We start from the raw sequence: 14,187 nt of genomic DNA, 5'->3' as shown, positions 1-14,187 counted from the left end.
GGCAAGGGCCGGCGGGGCAGACTTTAACTCGACTTTAAGACGAACCGGGTTATGAAGCAGTCGCCTGCGTCGAATCAACCATAGCGCGAAAAATTGAAATGAACGTCCTTCATCACTTCATGATCCCCGCGGTTGTGCTGCTGCTTGCGGCGTGCACCGCCCCGCCCGAAGCGCCGCAAATGACCGCGCGCACCTCGACCCTGTCGCCGAAACTGCCGAACGGCATCGTTCGGACCAACGGCAAGGGTGAAATCATGGCCGCCGCCGCCGGCCAGGCGCGTTGCGTTCCGACCAGTCCCGATGCGGCGGCGGCCGCACTGGCCGCAACGAATCGCACCCGCGCCGCGCGGGGGCTGACGCCGCTGCGCACCAATCCCCGCCTGCAGCGCGCGGCCGAAGCGCATGCCTGCGAAATGGCCATGCGGGGCGCCATGACCCATGCCGGCACCAAGACCACCGGCCCGATGGCCCGCGCGAAGGGCTACGGCTACGCGCCGCGGCTGACAGCGGAAAACATCGCCGCCGGACGCTTCGACCTGAACCGGGTGCTGTCGGAATGGAACAGCTCGCCCGACCACCTGTCGAATATCGTCATCTCCGGCACGCAGGATTACGGCATCGGGCAGGCCGTGGCGGCCGATGGCAAGACGACCTTCTGGGCCGCGATCTACGGCAAACCGAAAGGTTAAAGCGCCCTCATGGCAATGATCGGCGCCGCGCCCGCGCCGCCGATCTCCCATTCCGGTGCTTCGCCGCAGCCAGATCGCGCTTGCCGCCCCGCGTCACAGCAGCGGCGTCGCGAGCGCCAGCATATTGTTGCGGATCCGGCGCCAGCTGGGCCACGCCTCGACCTCGGCCAGCGACAATTGCCGCGAGCGGGCAATATAGCTGTCCTGTCGGGCGTTGATCTCGGCGGTCGCCTCCTCGCTGACGACGATCAGGTTCATCTCGTAGTTCAACTCGAAACTGCGCCGGTCGAGATTACCGCTGCCCAGCATCGCCACCCGGCCATCGACGGTGCCCAGCTTGGCATGGAGCAGCCCCGGCTCGAACAGCAACAGCCGCACCCCGGCCCGCAGCAGACCCAGATAAAATCCTTCCGAGGTCGCCCCGACAAACAGCGAATCATTGCGCGCGGGCAGGATCAGCGTGACCGCGACCCCCCGCTGCGCACAGGCCTGAACCGCCATGTCCAATGCGGTGCTCGGGACGTAATAGGGCGTGGTGATGATGACCTCGCGACGGGCGGCGGCAAGCATGGCGATGATGCAATCCGAGACGCTGCCCGCCCGCCGGTCGGGGCCGGTCGCCACCACCTGGCCGATCACGCCGGGGCGGGTGGCGGCTGGCACCGCCGCCAGAACACGCTCGCCCAGATCGTCGCCGGTATAGCTCATCCAGTCGGCCAGAAAGACGCCCTGCATCTGGCGCAGCACCGGACCTTCAATGGCGAACCACACGTCGATCCAGGGCGCAAACCGGCGCTTGACCGCGAAGGCCATGTCGGCGGCGTTCCGGCTGCCGGTAAAGCCGATGCGGTTGTCGATCAGCACGATCTTGCGGTGGTTGCGCAGGTCGAGCCGCCGGGTCAGCATGCTCAGCAACAGCGAAAACCCGGTCGGCATGGCCTCGGCCAGTTCGACCCCCGCAGCCTCCATCTGCCGCCACGCGTCAGAGCGGGTGAATCGGCGCGATCCCACCGCGTCGACCAGGACCCGGCAGGCAACCCCGCGCCGCGCGGCGCCGATCAGCGCGTCGGCGACACGCCGGCCAGACACGTCGTCGAGCCAGATATAGAACAGCACATGGACATGATCCTGCGCCGCATCGATGGCCTCGATCATCGGATCGAAACCATCGTCGTTTTCGGACAGCAGCACCAGCCGGTTGCCCGCCACCGGCACCATGCCCCCCACCGCATGGGCGGTCGCCGAAATTCCGGCCAGCCATTCGGGCGGATCGGTCACCGCCTCGGGGCTGGGGGTCCACATCCCGCTCAGCCGGGCGCGGATATCGGCGGCCTTCTGACGTTCGGCGCGGGCGACACGCACCTCGCCGAACAGGAAATAGGCGATGATGCCGACGACCGGCACCACCTCGATCACCATGATCCAGGCCAGCCGGACCGACGGCTCCATCCGCGAGCGTGTCAGCACCCGCAGGACCACGACGGCGGCGGCGAGATAGTTCAGGCTGATCAGCAGGGTCATCCACATGGCCGCCATGAAACCTTGCCCGGACGGCCGCCGCAATTGCAATTCGGCGCCAGCCGGCCTATCTGTCCCTCGACCCGAGGTCAGGAGCCTGCCGCAGATGAACTGGATCACGAATTACGTCCGCCCGCGCATCAACTCGCTGTTTTCACGGCGCGAGGTGCCCGAGAACCTGTGGACGAAGTGCCCCGAATGCGGAACCATGCTGTTCCACCGCGAATTGGCCGACAACCTGCAGGTCTGCACCAATTGCGGCCATCACCTGCCGATTACCCCGCGCGACCGTTTTGCGGCGCTGTTCGACAACGGCATCTTCAAGGAAGTGCCGGTGCCCGAGCCGATCACCGACCCGCTGCAATTCCGCGACCAGAAGAAATACCCCGAACGGCTGAAGGCCGCGCAGAAATCCACCGGCGAAAAAGAGGCCATGCTGGTCGCCGAGGGCGAGATGGGCCGCACCCCGATCGTCGCCGCCGCGCAGGATTTCAGCTTCATGGCCGGCTCCATGGGGATGTATGTGGGCAACGCCATCGTGGCCGCCGCCGAACGCGCCGTGCAGCTGAAGCGCCCGCTGGTGCTGTTCTCGGCCGCGGGTGGCGCACGGATGCAGGAAGGCATCCTGTCGCTGATGCAGATGCCGCGCACCACCGTCGCGGTCGAGATGCTGAAGGAAGCGGGTCTGCCCTATATCGTCGTGCTGACCCATCCGACCACGGGCGGCGTCACCGCCTCCTATGCCATGCTGGGCGATGTCCAGATCGCCGAGCCGAATGCGCTGATCTGCTTTGCCGGTCCGCGGGTGATCGAACAGACCATCCGCGAAAAACTGCCTGAGGGCTTCCAGCGCGCGGAATACCTGCTGGATCACGGAATGCTGGACCGCGTGACCAAGCGCGGCGACCTGCGTGAGGAACTGATCACCATCCTGCGCATGATGATGCGCCAGCCCCCCGCCGTGATGGGCGAGCTGCCGCCCCCCGCCCCCGGCGTTCCGGCCGCCGCCGAACCCGCGAAGGCCTGACGCACAGCCCCGCGCCATGGATCATTCCGACGCCATTCTGCAGCGCGTGATGGGGCTGCACCCGAAGATCATCGACCTGTCGCTGGACCGGATGATGCGATTGCTGGACGATCTGGGCAACCCCCAGGACCGTCTGCCGGCGGTGATCCACATCGCAGGGACAAATGGCAAGGGCTCGACCCAGGCGATGATCCGCGCCGGGCTGGAAGCGGCGGGCAAGCGCGTCCATGCCTATACCTCGCCGCATCTGGCGCGGTTCCACGAGCGCATCCGGCTGGCGGGCACCCTGATCCCCGAAGACGATCTGTCGGCGATCCTGACCGAGATCGAGCAGGTGAATGCCGGCCGCCCGATCACCTTTTTCGAACTGACCACCGCCGCCGCCTTTCTGGCCTTCGCCCGGACGCCTGCGGATTACACCCTGCTGGAGGTCGGCCTTGGCGGCCGGCTGGACGCGACCAATGTGGTGACGCAGCCGGCGCTGACCATCATCACCCCGGTCAGCATCGACCACACCCAATATCTGGGCGAGACCCTGCCCGAGATCGCAGGCGAGAAGGCCGGCATCCTCAAGCGCCGGGTTCCGGTCGTCATCGGTCGCCAGCAGGACGCAGCGCTGGCGGTGATCGAGGATCGGGCTCAACGCCTCGGCGCGCCGGTCATCGCCTGCGGCCAGCAATGGCAGGTGGCGCCCGAAGCGGACGGGATGATCTTTCAGGACGATCACGGGCTGATTGACCTGCCGCGCCCCAACCTGCCCGGCCCCCACCAGATTGACAATGCGGGCACCGCCATCGCAGCGCTGCGCGCGCTTGGTTTCGGCGCGCCCGAGGCGCAGGCGGCCGTCACGCGCGCCGAATGGCCGGCGCGGATGCAGCGCCTGACGCGCGGCCCGCTGGTCGAGATCGCCACCGCCCATAATTGCGAGCTATGGCTGGATGGCGGCCACAACCCCGCCGGGGGCGAGGCTGTCGCCGCCACGCTGGCGGGCATGGCGCGGAAACCCACGCATCTGATCTGCGGGATGCTGAACACCAAGGACGTCGCGGGCTATCTGCGGCCGCTGGCCGAAGTCGCGCTTAGCCTGACCGCCGTGTCGATCCCTGGTGAGGCGAATACCCTGCCCGCCGCGACCACGCGGGAGGCCGCGATTTCGGTCGGGCTGCAGGCCACCACCGCGGCGGACGTGCATCACGCCGTGACGACGCTGGCTGAATATCATCCCGGCGCCCGGCTGCTGATCTGCGGATCGCTGTATCTGGCCGGGATCGTGCTGCGCGAAAATGGCTGAACGCACATAAACATACGCTATAGTTTCGTAGAAGCTACTGCGCCGGAGCCTCGCCCCAGTTCGCATCCTGCATCTCGCGCAGCCGCGAGGCGGTGCGTTCGAATTCGAAGCTGCCTTCGCCCTCGATATACAGCCGCTCGGGTTCGGCGGCGGCCGAGGCGATGACGCGGACCCGCGCCTCGTAAAGGGCATCGATCAGGGTCACGAAACGCTTCGCCTCGTTGAAATTCGACGAGGAAAGCAGCGGAATATCGTCGATCATCAGCAGATCCAGCGCCTGTGCCAGCGCCAGATAATCGGCCGGCCCCAGCGGCCTGCCACACAGATCCCAGAAGCCGGCGCGCCCCACGCGCCCGACATGGGCGGGCAGATCGACCTGCCGCCCCTGCACCTGCAGATGCAGGACCGAGGGCGCCTCGTCGCCGATCAGATCCTGCCAGATGTCGTTCATCATACCGTGGGTGGTGCGGTTCAGCGGGCTGAACCAGACCTGTTCGCCGGCTGCCCGTCCCTGCCGGTGATCGCGCGGGCTGTCGAGCGCCACCACGTCCAGCCGGTCGCGGATCAGCGCGATGAAAGGCAGGAACAGCTGCCGGTTGAGGCCATGCTTATACAGATCCTCGGGCACCCGGTTCGAGGTAGTGACGATGCAGACACCGCGCTCGAACAGCACCTCGAAAAGCCGCCCGACGATCATCGCATCGGCGATATCGGTGATCTGCATCTCATCAAAGCAAAGCAGGCGGGTGCGGGCGGCCACCGCCTCGGCCACGGGGCGCACGGTGTCCTGGTCGCCGCGCTGCCGGGCGGCGTGCAGGCCCGCCTGAATTTCCTGCATGAATTCGTGAAAATGCACCCGTCGCTTGGCGGTGATCGGGGCGGCCTCCATCAACAGGTCCATCAGCATCGACTTGCCGCGCCCGACCCCGCCCCACAGATACAGGCCGCGTGGCCCCGGCACCGCCGGATCGGGGGCGCCCCCGAACAGGCGCCGCCAACCCGCCGGTCTGGTTGCGGGCGGCACATCCGTCAGACCGGCGGCAATGCGGTCCATGATCGGCAGCACCGCGCGCTGCGCCGCATCATCCTTCAGCCGCCCGTCCCGGACGCGGGCGTCGTAAAGCTCGGTGACGGTGGCCATCAGGCGGAATAGTTCTCGAAGGTGATGCCGCCCGCCAGCTTGCGGGCCTCGGCTTCCTCCTCGGGGGAGCGGATGGTCCAGCACAGCAGCGGCACGCCCTGGGCCGCCAGCGCGGTCACCGCCGGATTGTCCAGATCGCGCCAGTAATGCGACAGGAATTCCGCGCCCGAGGCCGGATAATCTTCCAGCCGGGCCAGCCGGGCGCGCTCTTCATCGTCCAGCATCGGCCAGTCTTCCTTGGGATAGTCGCAGCTGGTCAATCCGCGCGTCACTTCGGGTGCGGCCTTCCCGAAGGCGGCGACGGTGTGCGGATTGAAGGACATCACCGCCACCGGCCCCTCATAGGCCACCAGTGCGGCCGCCACGCGGTCCTGCAATTCGCCGATATTGCGGCCCAGCCGGCCATCCTGATCCTTGATCTCGATCAGCAGCGGCACCCGGCCCGCAACCTCGCGCAGGACCTCGGCCAGGGTCGGAATGGGTTCGGCCGTACCTTGCAGGCGCAGTTCGGCCAGATCGGCGGCGCTGCGGTCGGCAATATAGCCCTCATCCCCGCACATCCGCGTCAGGTCATAGTCGTGAAACACCATCGGCGTGCCCTCGGCCGAGGGCTGGATGTCCAGCTCGATCGCGTATCCGGCGGCGATGGCGGCGCGAAAGGCGCCCAGCGAGTTTTCCGGCAGACCGGGCGAATGCAGGCCGCGATGGGCGATCGGAAGACGTGTGAAATCGGGATGCAGGGCCATCATGCCACCTCGAAGATTGCCTCGATTTCCACGGCCACGCCGCGCGGCAGCGCGTTGACCGACACGGCGGCGCGGGCATGACGGCCGGCGTCGCCGAAGACCTCGACCATCAGGTCCGAACAGCCGTTGACGACCTCGGGCTGGTCGGTGAAACCCTCGGTGGAACAGACGAAGCCGCCCAGCTTCACCACCCGCACGACATGGTCGAGCGAGCCGAGCGCCGCGCGCGCCTGCGCCAACAGCGCCAAGCCACAGTGCCGCGCAGCCGCCGCCCCGGCGGCCACATCCAGATCGGCACCGAGCCGGCCCTTGATCAGGCCGTCCGGTCCGGCCGAAATCTGGCCCGAGACATAGAGAAGATTGCCCGACCGGACATAGGGCACATAATTTGCCGCAGGTGCGGGGGCGTCGGGAAGGGTGATATTCAGGGCGCTCAGGCGGGCATCATGGGACATTTCCGGCTCCGTCAATCAATGCGCGCCGATCCTAGGACGGATCGGCGCGCTTGTCGAAGACGTTTATCCGCGCATCGGTTTCAGTGCGGTGGCCCAGCGGCCCAGTTCGGCGATCATCACGTCGGCGCTGTCCTGCACGATCTGCGGCGCGTCGAAAGCGCCATTCTTCAGATGGTCGAACACCATCGGCACCGCGACCTGTTCCAGCACCGGAACGACCTTGACCGTGGTCAGGATCTCTTTCGCGCCCTGGGTCGAGCGCATGCCGCCCGAGATGCCGCCGTAAGACACGAAGCCCGCCGGCTTGTAGTTCCATTCCAGTGCCAGATAGTCGATGGCGTTGAAGAAGCTGGGCGGCGGGGCATAGTTGTATTCCGGCAGCACGAACACGAACGCATCCGAGCCCTCGACGATCCGCGACCAGTTCCGGGTATGCTCGTGCTGGTAGTTCTTGGCGCGGGGATGATGGGCCTCGTCCAGCAGCGGCAGGCCGACCTCGGCCAGATCGGACAGGATCACCTCGTCGAATGCGCCGGGATGGGCCTTGGCATAGTCGTAGAACCACATGCCCACCGGTTCGCCATTGCGGCCGGGGCGGGTGCTGGTGATGATGACGTTAAGTTTCATAGGCGCTTCCTTCGGGTTTTCCGCGCCCGGTCTAGGCTCCTCGCGGCAACGCCGCAAGTGTTGCACAGGCCATCAATAGAAATCGCCAAGCAATTCCCATCCACCGGGGCGACGCCACAGATAGAGATTGCCGCCGTCGCCATACATGAACATTCCCTTCCCGGTGCTGCTGATCTGAAGCACGAAATCTGAGCCCTCCGGCGTCTGCGCGCCCTGTATCCATTGCGGCCAACCTCCGATCAGCAGCGGGCGGTCTTCGTCGCCCGGATCGTTGGGATGGTCGAAGAACCAGTCATTCTCATGGGACCACGCAACGGCATCCGGGACTCGATGGGCAAAATCCTCCCAGGCTGGCCGCTGAGTGGTGCCGGATTCGGGGTGCATCTGGAACAGAGCGAAAGCGCGGCCCTCATCGGAGCTTTGCCCGTCAGTCGGAGGGATGGTTTCGGGCGCGGCCAGTTCGCGAATGATGAAATCGCGGCCTTCGATCAACGCTCCCTTGTCCGGTTCCGGCGCGATCCAGAACAGCAGATATTCCGCGCGAAAGGCGCCTCGCTGCGCCGGCGGCAGATCGGCCACGCAGATCTGGAACAGCGGCAGCATCCCGGGTGCATCTTCGGGCACCGGCGCGACGAAATTCCCGCCCCACCAGCTTGCCAGTCGCGTGTCGGCCGGGCGCTGTCCGCCAAGCCGGAAGGTGGTGATCGGCCGGTCCGAGGCGGCAAGAAGCTTCCTCGCTTCGGCCCATTCCTGTTCTGTCGGTTCTCGCTCAGCCATCAGCGCTCCTTCCTAGGCCACCAGTTGCTCGGCGCGTTTCAGATCGACGCTGACCAGCTGACTGACGCCCTGTTCGACCATGGTGACACCGAACAGCCGGTCCATGCGCGACATGGTGACGGCGTGGTGGGTAATGACCAGAAAGCGGGTCTCGGTCCTGCGGGTCATCTCGTCCAGCAGGTCGCAGAAGCGGCCGACATTGGCGTCGTCCAGCGGCGCGTCGACCTCGTCCAGCACGCAGATCGGCGCCGGATTGGCCAGAAACACCGCGAAGATCAGCGCCAGTGCCGTCAGCGTTTGTTCACCCCCCGACAGAAGCGACAGCGTCGACAGCTTCTTGCCCGGCGGCTGACACATGATTTCAAGGCCCGCATCCAGCGGATCGTCGGATTCGACCAGCACCAGCTTGGCCTCGCCGCCACCGAACAGATGGGTGAACAGCGTGGTGAAATTGCTGTTCACGGTGTCGAAGGCCGCCAGCAGCCGCTCGCGCCCTTCGCGGTTCAGGCCGCCGATCCCGGCGCGCAGCTTGCGGATCGCCTCTTCCAGATCGGCCTTGTCATGGGCCAGCCTGTCGCGCTCTCCCTCCAACTCGCGCTTGTCTTCTTCGGCGCGCAGGTTGACGGGGCCAAGCCCGTCGCGGGCGGCACGTAGCCGGGCGATCTCGTCTTCCAGCTGGGTGGCCGAACCGGTCAGTTCCGCATCCCCCAGCGACTCGCGCAGCGCGTCTGGCGTGGTCCCGACCTCCTCGAAGATGCGGGCGCGGGCGGCGGCTTCGGTTTCGCGGGCAGCCTCGGCGCGGGCCTCGCGGGCGGCGCGGGCCTCGCGCGATTCGGATGCCGCACGTTCGGCGTCGCGTTCGGTCATGGCGGCGGCGCGCAGCACATCCTCTGCCTCGGCCAGAGCAACGCGGGCGCGGGTCAGGCGGGTGCCGGCGGCTTCCTCGGCCTCGCGCAGCTGGTCGCGTTTCTCCGCCAGATGCGCGGGCTGATCCTCGGCATCGGCCAGTTCGTCCTCGGTGGCGGCGCGGCGGTCTTCCAATTCGGCGGCGCGGGTGCCCGCCTGTTCCAGCCGCAGCTTCCAGCCCGATTCTTCCTTGGCGATTTCCTGCAGGCGGCGGGTGCGGGCGTTGGCCTCGCGCTTCAATTCGTCCAGCGCGCCGCGCCGGGTCATGGTGGCAATGCGGGCGGCTTCAACCCCGGTTTTCGCGGCCTCGACCGCCGCCGCCGCAGCGCCGCGATCGGGCAGCGCCGCCAGCGCCCGCTGCGCCTCGGCCAGCCGCGCGCGGGCATCGCCGGAATCGGCGCTATGCCGCGCCAGTTCCGCCTTGGCGGATTCGGACCGGGCGCGGGTCAGCGAGAGGTCGCTTTCGGCCCGCGTCGCCGCGCGAGCGGCATCGGACAGCGCGCGCTCGGCCTCGCGCCGGGCCTCGCGCGCGGTCTTTTCGGCCTGACTCGCCGCGTTCAGCGCCGCACGCGCGCCGTCATGGCCAGCCACCGCCTCTGCCGCGCGGACACCGGCTTCCTCGGCCTGTCCGCGCAGTTCCGCCAGCCGGTTCACCTGCTCCAGATGCCGCGCCGCGGCCGAGGACGCCTCACCCGGCAGCACCCGCATCCCGTCCCATCGCCACAAGCCGCCGTCGCGCGTCACCAGCCGCTGGCCGGGCCGCAGCGTGGGCTGCAGCGCCTGCGCCTCGGCCGCGCTAGCGGCGATGCCGATCTGCGACAGCCGCCGCGTCAACGCCGCTGGCGCGGAGACCTGCGCCGCCAGCGGTGCCGCGCCAGTGGGCAGCGCTGCCGCCTCGTCATACCCCGGCAGCGTGGCCCAGCCAGAGCCGTCTTCGGCCAGCCCGACCGACAGATCATCGCCCAAAGCCGCACCCAGCGCGATTTCATAGCCCTTGGCCACCCGGACCTGATCCAACAGCGCCGTGCCATCCCCAGCCCCACGCGCCACCAGCTTTTCCAGCGCGCTCATTTCGGCGCGCAGGGCGCTCGCCTCGCCCTCCTGTTCCGAGCGGAGCGCGCGAGTCGCAGCCTCGGTCGCCTCGGCCTCGGCGCGCAGGGCCTCGGCCTCGGCCAGCGTTTCCTCCGCGACGTCCACGGCTTCGGCCGCGTCCCCCTGAGCGGCCTCGGCCGCCTGCAATGCGGACTCGGCCTCGGTGCCGGCGGCATCGGCAAGGTCAAGCGCGGCTTCAGCCTCGGTCGCCGCGCGTTCGGCGCGATCGCGCATGGCGGTCAGGTCGGCCACCAGCCGTTCCGCCGATTGCGCCTGCGCCGCCAGACGTGCCGATTCGTCGGTCAGTTCGGCCAACTTGGCCTCAACCTCGCGCAGGACTTCGGCGGCCTCCTCGGCCGCGACGCCGGCTTGCGCCTGTTTGTCGTCGTGTCCCTGCCCGGCCTTTTCCAGTTCACGCTTTTCCCAGCCCAGGCGGTCCACGACTTCAGCGGCATCGCGGTTCAGTTGGCTTTCGCGGTCGATGTCACGCGCCAGTTGGGTGATGCGGGCGCGCAGTTGCGCGATCGCGGCCTCGGCGCGGGCCTCGGCCGCGTCCAGCGCTTCACGGTCGATCACGGCGCGCGACAGCAGGGCGGCAGCGATCTGTTCCTCCTCGCGCAGGGGCGGCAGCGCCGCTTCGGCTTGTTCGCGCCCCGCCAATGCCCTTCTGGCCGCCGCTTCGGCGTCAGCCGCGACCGACACTGCCTCGCGCAGGGCCAGCAAAGCGGCCTCGCGCGCCTGGTCGGCCTCGGCCCAGCGGCGATACAGCAACAGCCCCTCGGCCAGCCGCAGCGCGGCGCCGATCTCGCGGTATTTCGCCGCCGCACGGGCCTGGCGCGACAAGGACGCCGCCTGCGTGGCCAGTTGGTCCAGCGTATCATCCACGCGGGTCAGGTTGGTTTCAGCCCCGTTCAGCTTCAGCTCGGCCTCGTGCCGGCGGGCATAGAGACCCGAGATCCCCGCCGCTTCCTCCAGGATCCGGCGGCGTGCCTTCGGCTTGGCGTTGATCAGTTCCGAGATCTGCCCCTGCCGCACCAGCGCCGGCGAATGCGCCCCGGTCGAGGCATCTGCGAACAGCATCTGCACATCGCGCGCGCGCACGTCCTTGCCGTTGATCTTGTAGGCCGACCCGGCATCGCGGGTGATCCGGCGCACGATGTCGATGCCGTCGGCATCATTCACCGCCGCCGGCGCAAGGCGTTCGCGGTTGTCGATGGTCAGCGTCACCTCGGCATGCGCCCGCGCGCCGCGTCGCGAGGTGCCTGCGAAGATCACGTCCTCCATCCCGTCGCCGCGCATGGCGGTAGGGCGGTTTTCGCCCATGACCCAGCGCAACGCCTCCAGCAGGTTCGACTTGCCGCAGCCGTTCGGGCCGACCACGCCGGTCAGCCCCTCGCGGATCACCAGATCGGTGGGATCCACGAAGGATTTGAACCCGTTCAGCCTGAGTCGGTCGAATTTCACGCGCGCTGCCCCCGTTGCCCCGGAATCGGGTCCGTATCGGTTCTGTTTTGCCCGATTTTCTGAACTGGAGGCACCCAAGTCAACCGAAACCGCAAGATATAGCGGGCATCGGCAACATATCCACAAGATTTTTGCGCCCTCCCAAGATAGCGCAGCGTTGCAGTCCTGCGCCACGCCCCATGGCGCGGGGTGCGCATGGCTGCCCGGCGGCGGCTGCATGGCTGCCCCTCTGGTCAGGGGGCGCGAAGGCGCATAACTTCGCAGCCATGATCCCTGCCCTGACCATCATTCTCGGCTTTCAGCTTGTCGGCGAGATCGCTTCGCGCTGGCTGGATCTGCCGTTGCCCGGCCCCGTTGTGGGGTTGGTGCTGCTGGTCGGCGCCTGCATGGTGCGGCCGCGATTGGCCGAGATGCTGCGCCCTGTCACCAGATCGGTGCTGGCGCATCTGTCGCTGTTCTTCGTACCGGCGGGCGTCGGCGTCATCGCCCATCTGCCGGTGCTGTCGCAGCACGGGATCGGGCTCGCGCTGGCGGTCACCGTTTCGACCGTGCTGGCCATCGGGGCGGGGGCGCTGACCTTTGCCGCCGTCGCCCGGCTGACGGGGTCGCGCGATGACTGACGCGGCGCTGATCTGGTCCTACCTGTCCAGCCAGCCGCTGCTGTGGCTGACGGCGACATTGGCGGCCTACTGGGCGGGGGACGCGGTGTTCCGCGCCTCAGGGCGCAAAAGCATCGCCAATCCGGTGCTGATCGCGGTGATCCTGCTGGGCAGCGTGCTGGGCCTCAGCAAGACCAGCTATCAGACCTATTTCGAGGGCGCGCAATTCGTCCATTTCATGCTCGGGCCGGCCACGGTCTGTCTGGGCCTGCCGCTTTACGACAATATCGCGCGGATCAAGCGGGCCGGCCTGCCGGTGGTGGCGGCCCTGCTGGTCGGTTCGCTGGTTGCGGTCGGCTCAGCGCTGGCGATCGGACGGGCCTTCGGGCTGGATCAGGCGCTGCTGGCCTCGCTGGCGCCGAAATCAACGACCGCGCCGGTCGCCATCGGTATCGCCGAACGCATCGGCGGCCAGCCGACGCTGGCGGCGGTTCTGGTGCTGCTGACCGGGATATTCGGGGCGATCATCGTCACCCCGCTGTTGAACGCCTTGCGGGTCACCGACTGGCGGGCGCGCGGCTTTGCGGTGGGCGTGGCCGCCCATGGGATCGGCACCGCGCGGGCCTTTCAGGTCAACGAAACCGCAGGCGCCTTCGCCGGCATCGGCATGGGCCTGAACGCCGTGCTGACCGCCATCATCGCGCCTCTGGTGCTGAGACTGTTTTCATGACCCCCTCGGTCAGCGTTCATCACCACATCGCCGAGATCCCGGCGGAGGCCTGGGATGCCACCGGCGCGGGCGCGAACCCGTTTACCACCCACCGCTTTCTTGCGGCGCTGGAGGAGTCCGGCTCGGTCGGCGCGGGGACGGGCTGGCACCCGGCCCATCTGGCGCTGCGCCACGGCGCGCAGCTGCATGGCGTCGCCCCCTGCTACGTCAAGACCCACAGCCAGGGCGAATATATCTTCGACCACGCCTGGGCCGAGGCCTTCGAACGCGCCGGCGGCCAATACTATCCCAAGCTGCAATGCGCCGTGCCCTTCACGCCCGTCACCGGCCCGCGCCTGATCGCGCCGGATGCCGAGGGGCAGCAGGCGCTGCTGGCGGCCATGACGCAGCTTTGCCAGCAGAACGGGCTGTCGGGCGCGCATGTCACCTTCTGCACCGAAGCCGAGGCGGACCTCGGCGCGCGATCCGGCTTTCTGCCCCGCAGCACCCAGCAATTCCACTGGGAAAACGACCGCTATGCCGATTACGGGGATTTCCTGTCGCGGCTCTCGTCGCGCAAGCGCAAGGCGTTGAAGAAGGAACGCGCGCGGGCACAGGATTTCGGCGGCACCATTCGGCAGTTGCGCGGCGACGACATCCTTCCCGAGCATTGGGACGCCTTCTGGACCTTCTATCAGGACACCGGCGCCCGCAAATGGGGCCACCCCTACCTGACCCGCGCCTTCTTCGACCGCCTGCACGAGACGATGCGCGACGACTGCCTGCTGGTGCTGGCCGAACGCGACGGAAGGCCCGTCGCGGGCGCGCTGAACCTGATCGGGCCGGACGCCATTTTCGGACGCTATTGGGGCGCAATCGAGGAACACCCCTTCCTGCATTTCGAGCTGTGCTATCATCAGGCCATCGACTTCGCGATCGCCGAGGGTCTGTCGCGCGTCGAGGCCGGTGCGCAGGGCGAACACAAGCTTGCCCGCGGCTACCTGCCGACCGAGACGCATTCGCTGCATTGGGTCGCCGATCCCGGCTTCCGGCGCGCGCTGGAAGATTACCTCGACCGCGAGCGCCGTGCCGTAGACGATGAAATCGACCTTCTGCGCGAGTGGGGGCCGTTCCGGAGGGGGTGAC

General features: G+C 67.8%; 13 protein-coding genes. 6 read left to right on the top strand and 7 right to left on the bottom strand.

Annotated elements, in window-relative coordinates:
- The first annotated feature begins 119 nt into the window (after nt 1-119).
- Entirely contained in the window at nt 120-689 is a 570-nt protein-coding gene (locus H1S04_RS17525) for a CAP domain-containing protein (RefSeq protein WP_255435687.1), read from the top strand.
- A 93-nt stretch (nt 690-782) separates the two neighbouring features.
- On the opposite strand, the gene cls is transcribed toward H1S04_RS17525, so the two are convergent.
- Entirely contained in the window at nt 783-2,216 is a 1,434-nt protein-coding gene (cls, locus tag H1S04_RS17520) for a cardiolipin synthase (protein ID WP_181746783.1), read from the bottom strand.
- A 97-nt stretch (nt 2,217-2,313) separates the two neighbouring features.
- On the opposite strand from cls, the gene accD reads away from it, so the two are divergent.
- Both accD and H1S04_RS17510 read left to right on the top strand, forming a co-directional pair.
- On the top strand, nt 2,314-3,234 hold the full coding sequence (accD, locus tag H1S04_RS17515; protein ID WP_181746782.1) for an acetyl-CoA carboxylase, carboxyltransferase subunit beta: 921 nt from the start codon (nt 2,314-2,316) through the stop codon (nt 3,232-3,234).
- Between the two features lie 16 nt (nt 3,235-3,250).
- The gene (locus H1S04_RS17510; RefSeq protein WP_181746781.1) at nt 3,251-4,525 is read left to right on the top strand and encodes a folylpolyglutamate synthase/dihydrofolate synthase family protein; all 1,275 of its coding nucleotides are present in this window, start codon (nt 3,251-3,253) and stop codon (nt 4,523-4,525) included.
- A gap of 34 nt (nt 4,526-4,559) precedes the next feature.
- Here H1S04_RS17510 and zapE read toward each other — a convergent pair whose 3' ends face one another.
- The 6 genes from zapE to smc form a co-directional block, all read right to left on the bottom strand.
- Complete coding sequence (gene zapE, locus H1S04_RS17505) at nt 4,560-5,666, bottom strand: cell division protein ZapE (protein ID WP_181746780.1); 1,107 nt, start codon at nt 5,664-5,666, stop codon at nt 4,560-4,562.
- Nucleotides 5,666-6,412: a glycerophosphodiester phosphodiesterase family protein gene (locus tag H1S04_RS17500; RefSeq protein ID WP_366521923.1), complete on the bottom strand. Its 747-nt coding sequence runs from the start codon at nt 6,410-6,412 to the stop codon at nt 5,666-5,668. Before H1S04_RS17500 ends, zapE begins: the two co-directional genes overlap by 1 nt.
- Entirely contained in the window at nt 6,412-6,867 is a 456-nt protein-coding gene (locus tag H1S04_RS17495; protein ID WP_181746778.1) for a RidA family protein, read from the bottom strand. Before H1S04_RS17495 ends, H1S04_RS17500 begins: the two co-directional genes overlap by 1 nt.
- A gap of 63 nt (nt 6,868-6,930) precedes the next feature.
- The gene (locus tag H1S04_RS17490) at nt 6,931-7,494 is read right to left on the bottom strand and encodes an NADPH-dependent FMN reductase (RefSeq protein ID WP_181746777.1); all 564 of its coding nucleotides are present in this window, start codon (nt 7,492-7,494) and stop codon (nt 6,931-6,933) included.
- 72 nt (nt 7,495-7,566) lie between these two features.
- Nucleotides 7,567-8,271: a hypothetical protein gene (locus H1S04_RS17485; protein ID WP_181746776.1), complete on the bottom strand. Its 705-nt coding sequence runs from the start codon at nt 8,269-8,271 to the stop codon at nt 7,567-7,569.
- Between the two features lie 12 nt (nt 8,272-8,283).
- On the bottom strand, nt 8,284-11,733 hold the full coding sequence (gene smc / locus H1S04_RS17480; RefSeq protein ID WP_181746775.1) for a chromosome segregation protein SMC: 3,450 nt from the start codon (nt 11,731-11,733) through the stop codon (nt 8,284-8,286).
- Nucleotides 11,734-11,999: 266 nt separating this feature from the next.
- On the opposite strand from smc, the gene H1S04_RS17475 reads away from it, so the two are divergent.
- From H1S04_RS17475 to H1S04_RS17465, 3 genes are read left to right on the top strand one after another with little or no spacing between them, the layout of a single operon-like run.
- Entirely contained in the window at nt 12,000-12,353 is a 354-nt protein-coding gene (locus H1S04_RS17475) for a CidA/LrgA family protein (RefSeq protein WP_181746774.1), read from the top strand.
- Complete coding sequence (locus H1S04_RS17470) at nt 12,346-13,062, top strand: LrgB family protein (RefSeq protein ID WP_181746773.1); 717 nt, start codon at nt 12,346-12,348, stop codon at nt 13,060-13,062. Before H1S04_RS17475 ends, H1S04_RS17470 begins: the two co-directional genes overlap by 8 nt.
- Nucleotides 13,059-14,186, top strand: coding sequence for a GNAT family N-acetyltransferase (locus H1S04_RS17465; RefSeq protein WP_181746772.1), 1,128 nt, complete (start codon nt 13,059-13,061; stop codon nt 14,184-14,186). The genes H1S04_RS17470 and H1S04_RS17465 overlap by 4 nt, the downstream gene beginning before the upstream one ends.
- Nucleotide 14,187 lies beyond the last annotated feature (1 nt).

This window comes from Paracoccus sp. S1E-3 (assembly GCF_013868135.1).
Classification (GTDB): Bacteria; Pseudomonadota; Alphaproteobacteria; order Rhodobacterales; family Rhodobacteraceae; genus Paracoccus.
This window is presented reverse-complemented; position numbering and strand designations above follow the sequence as displayed.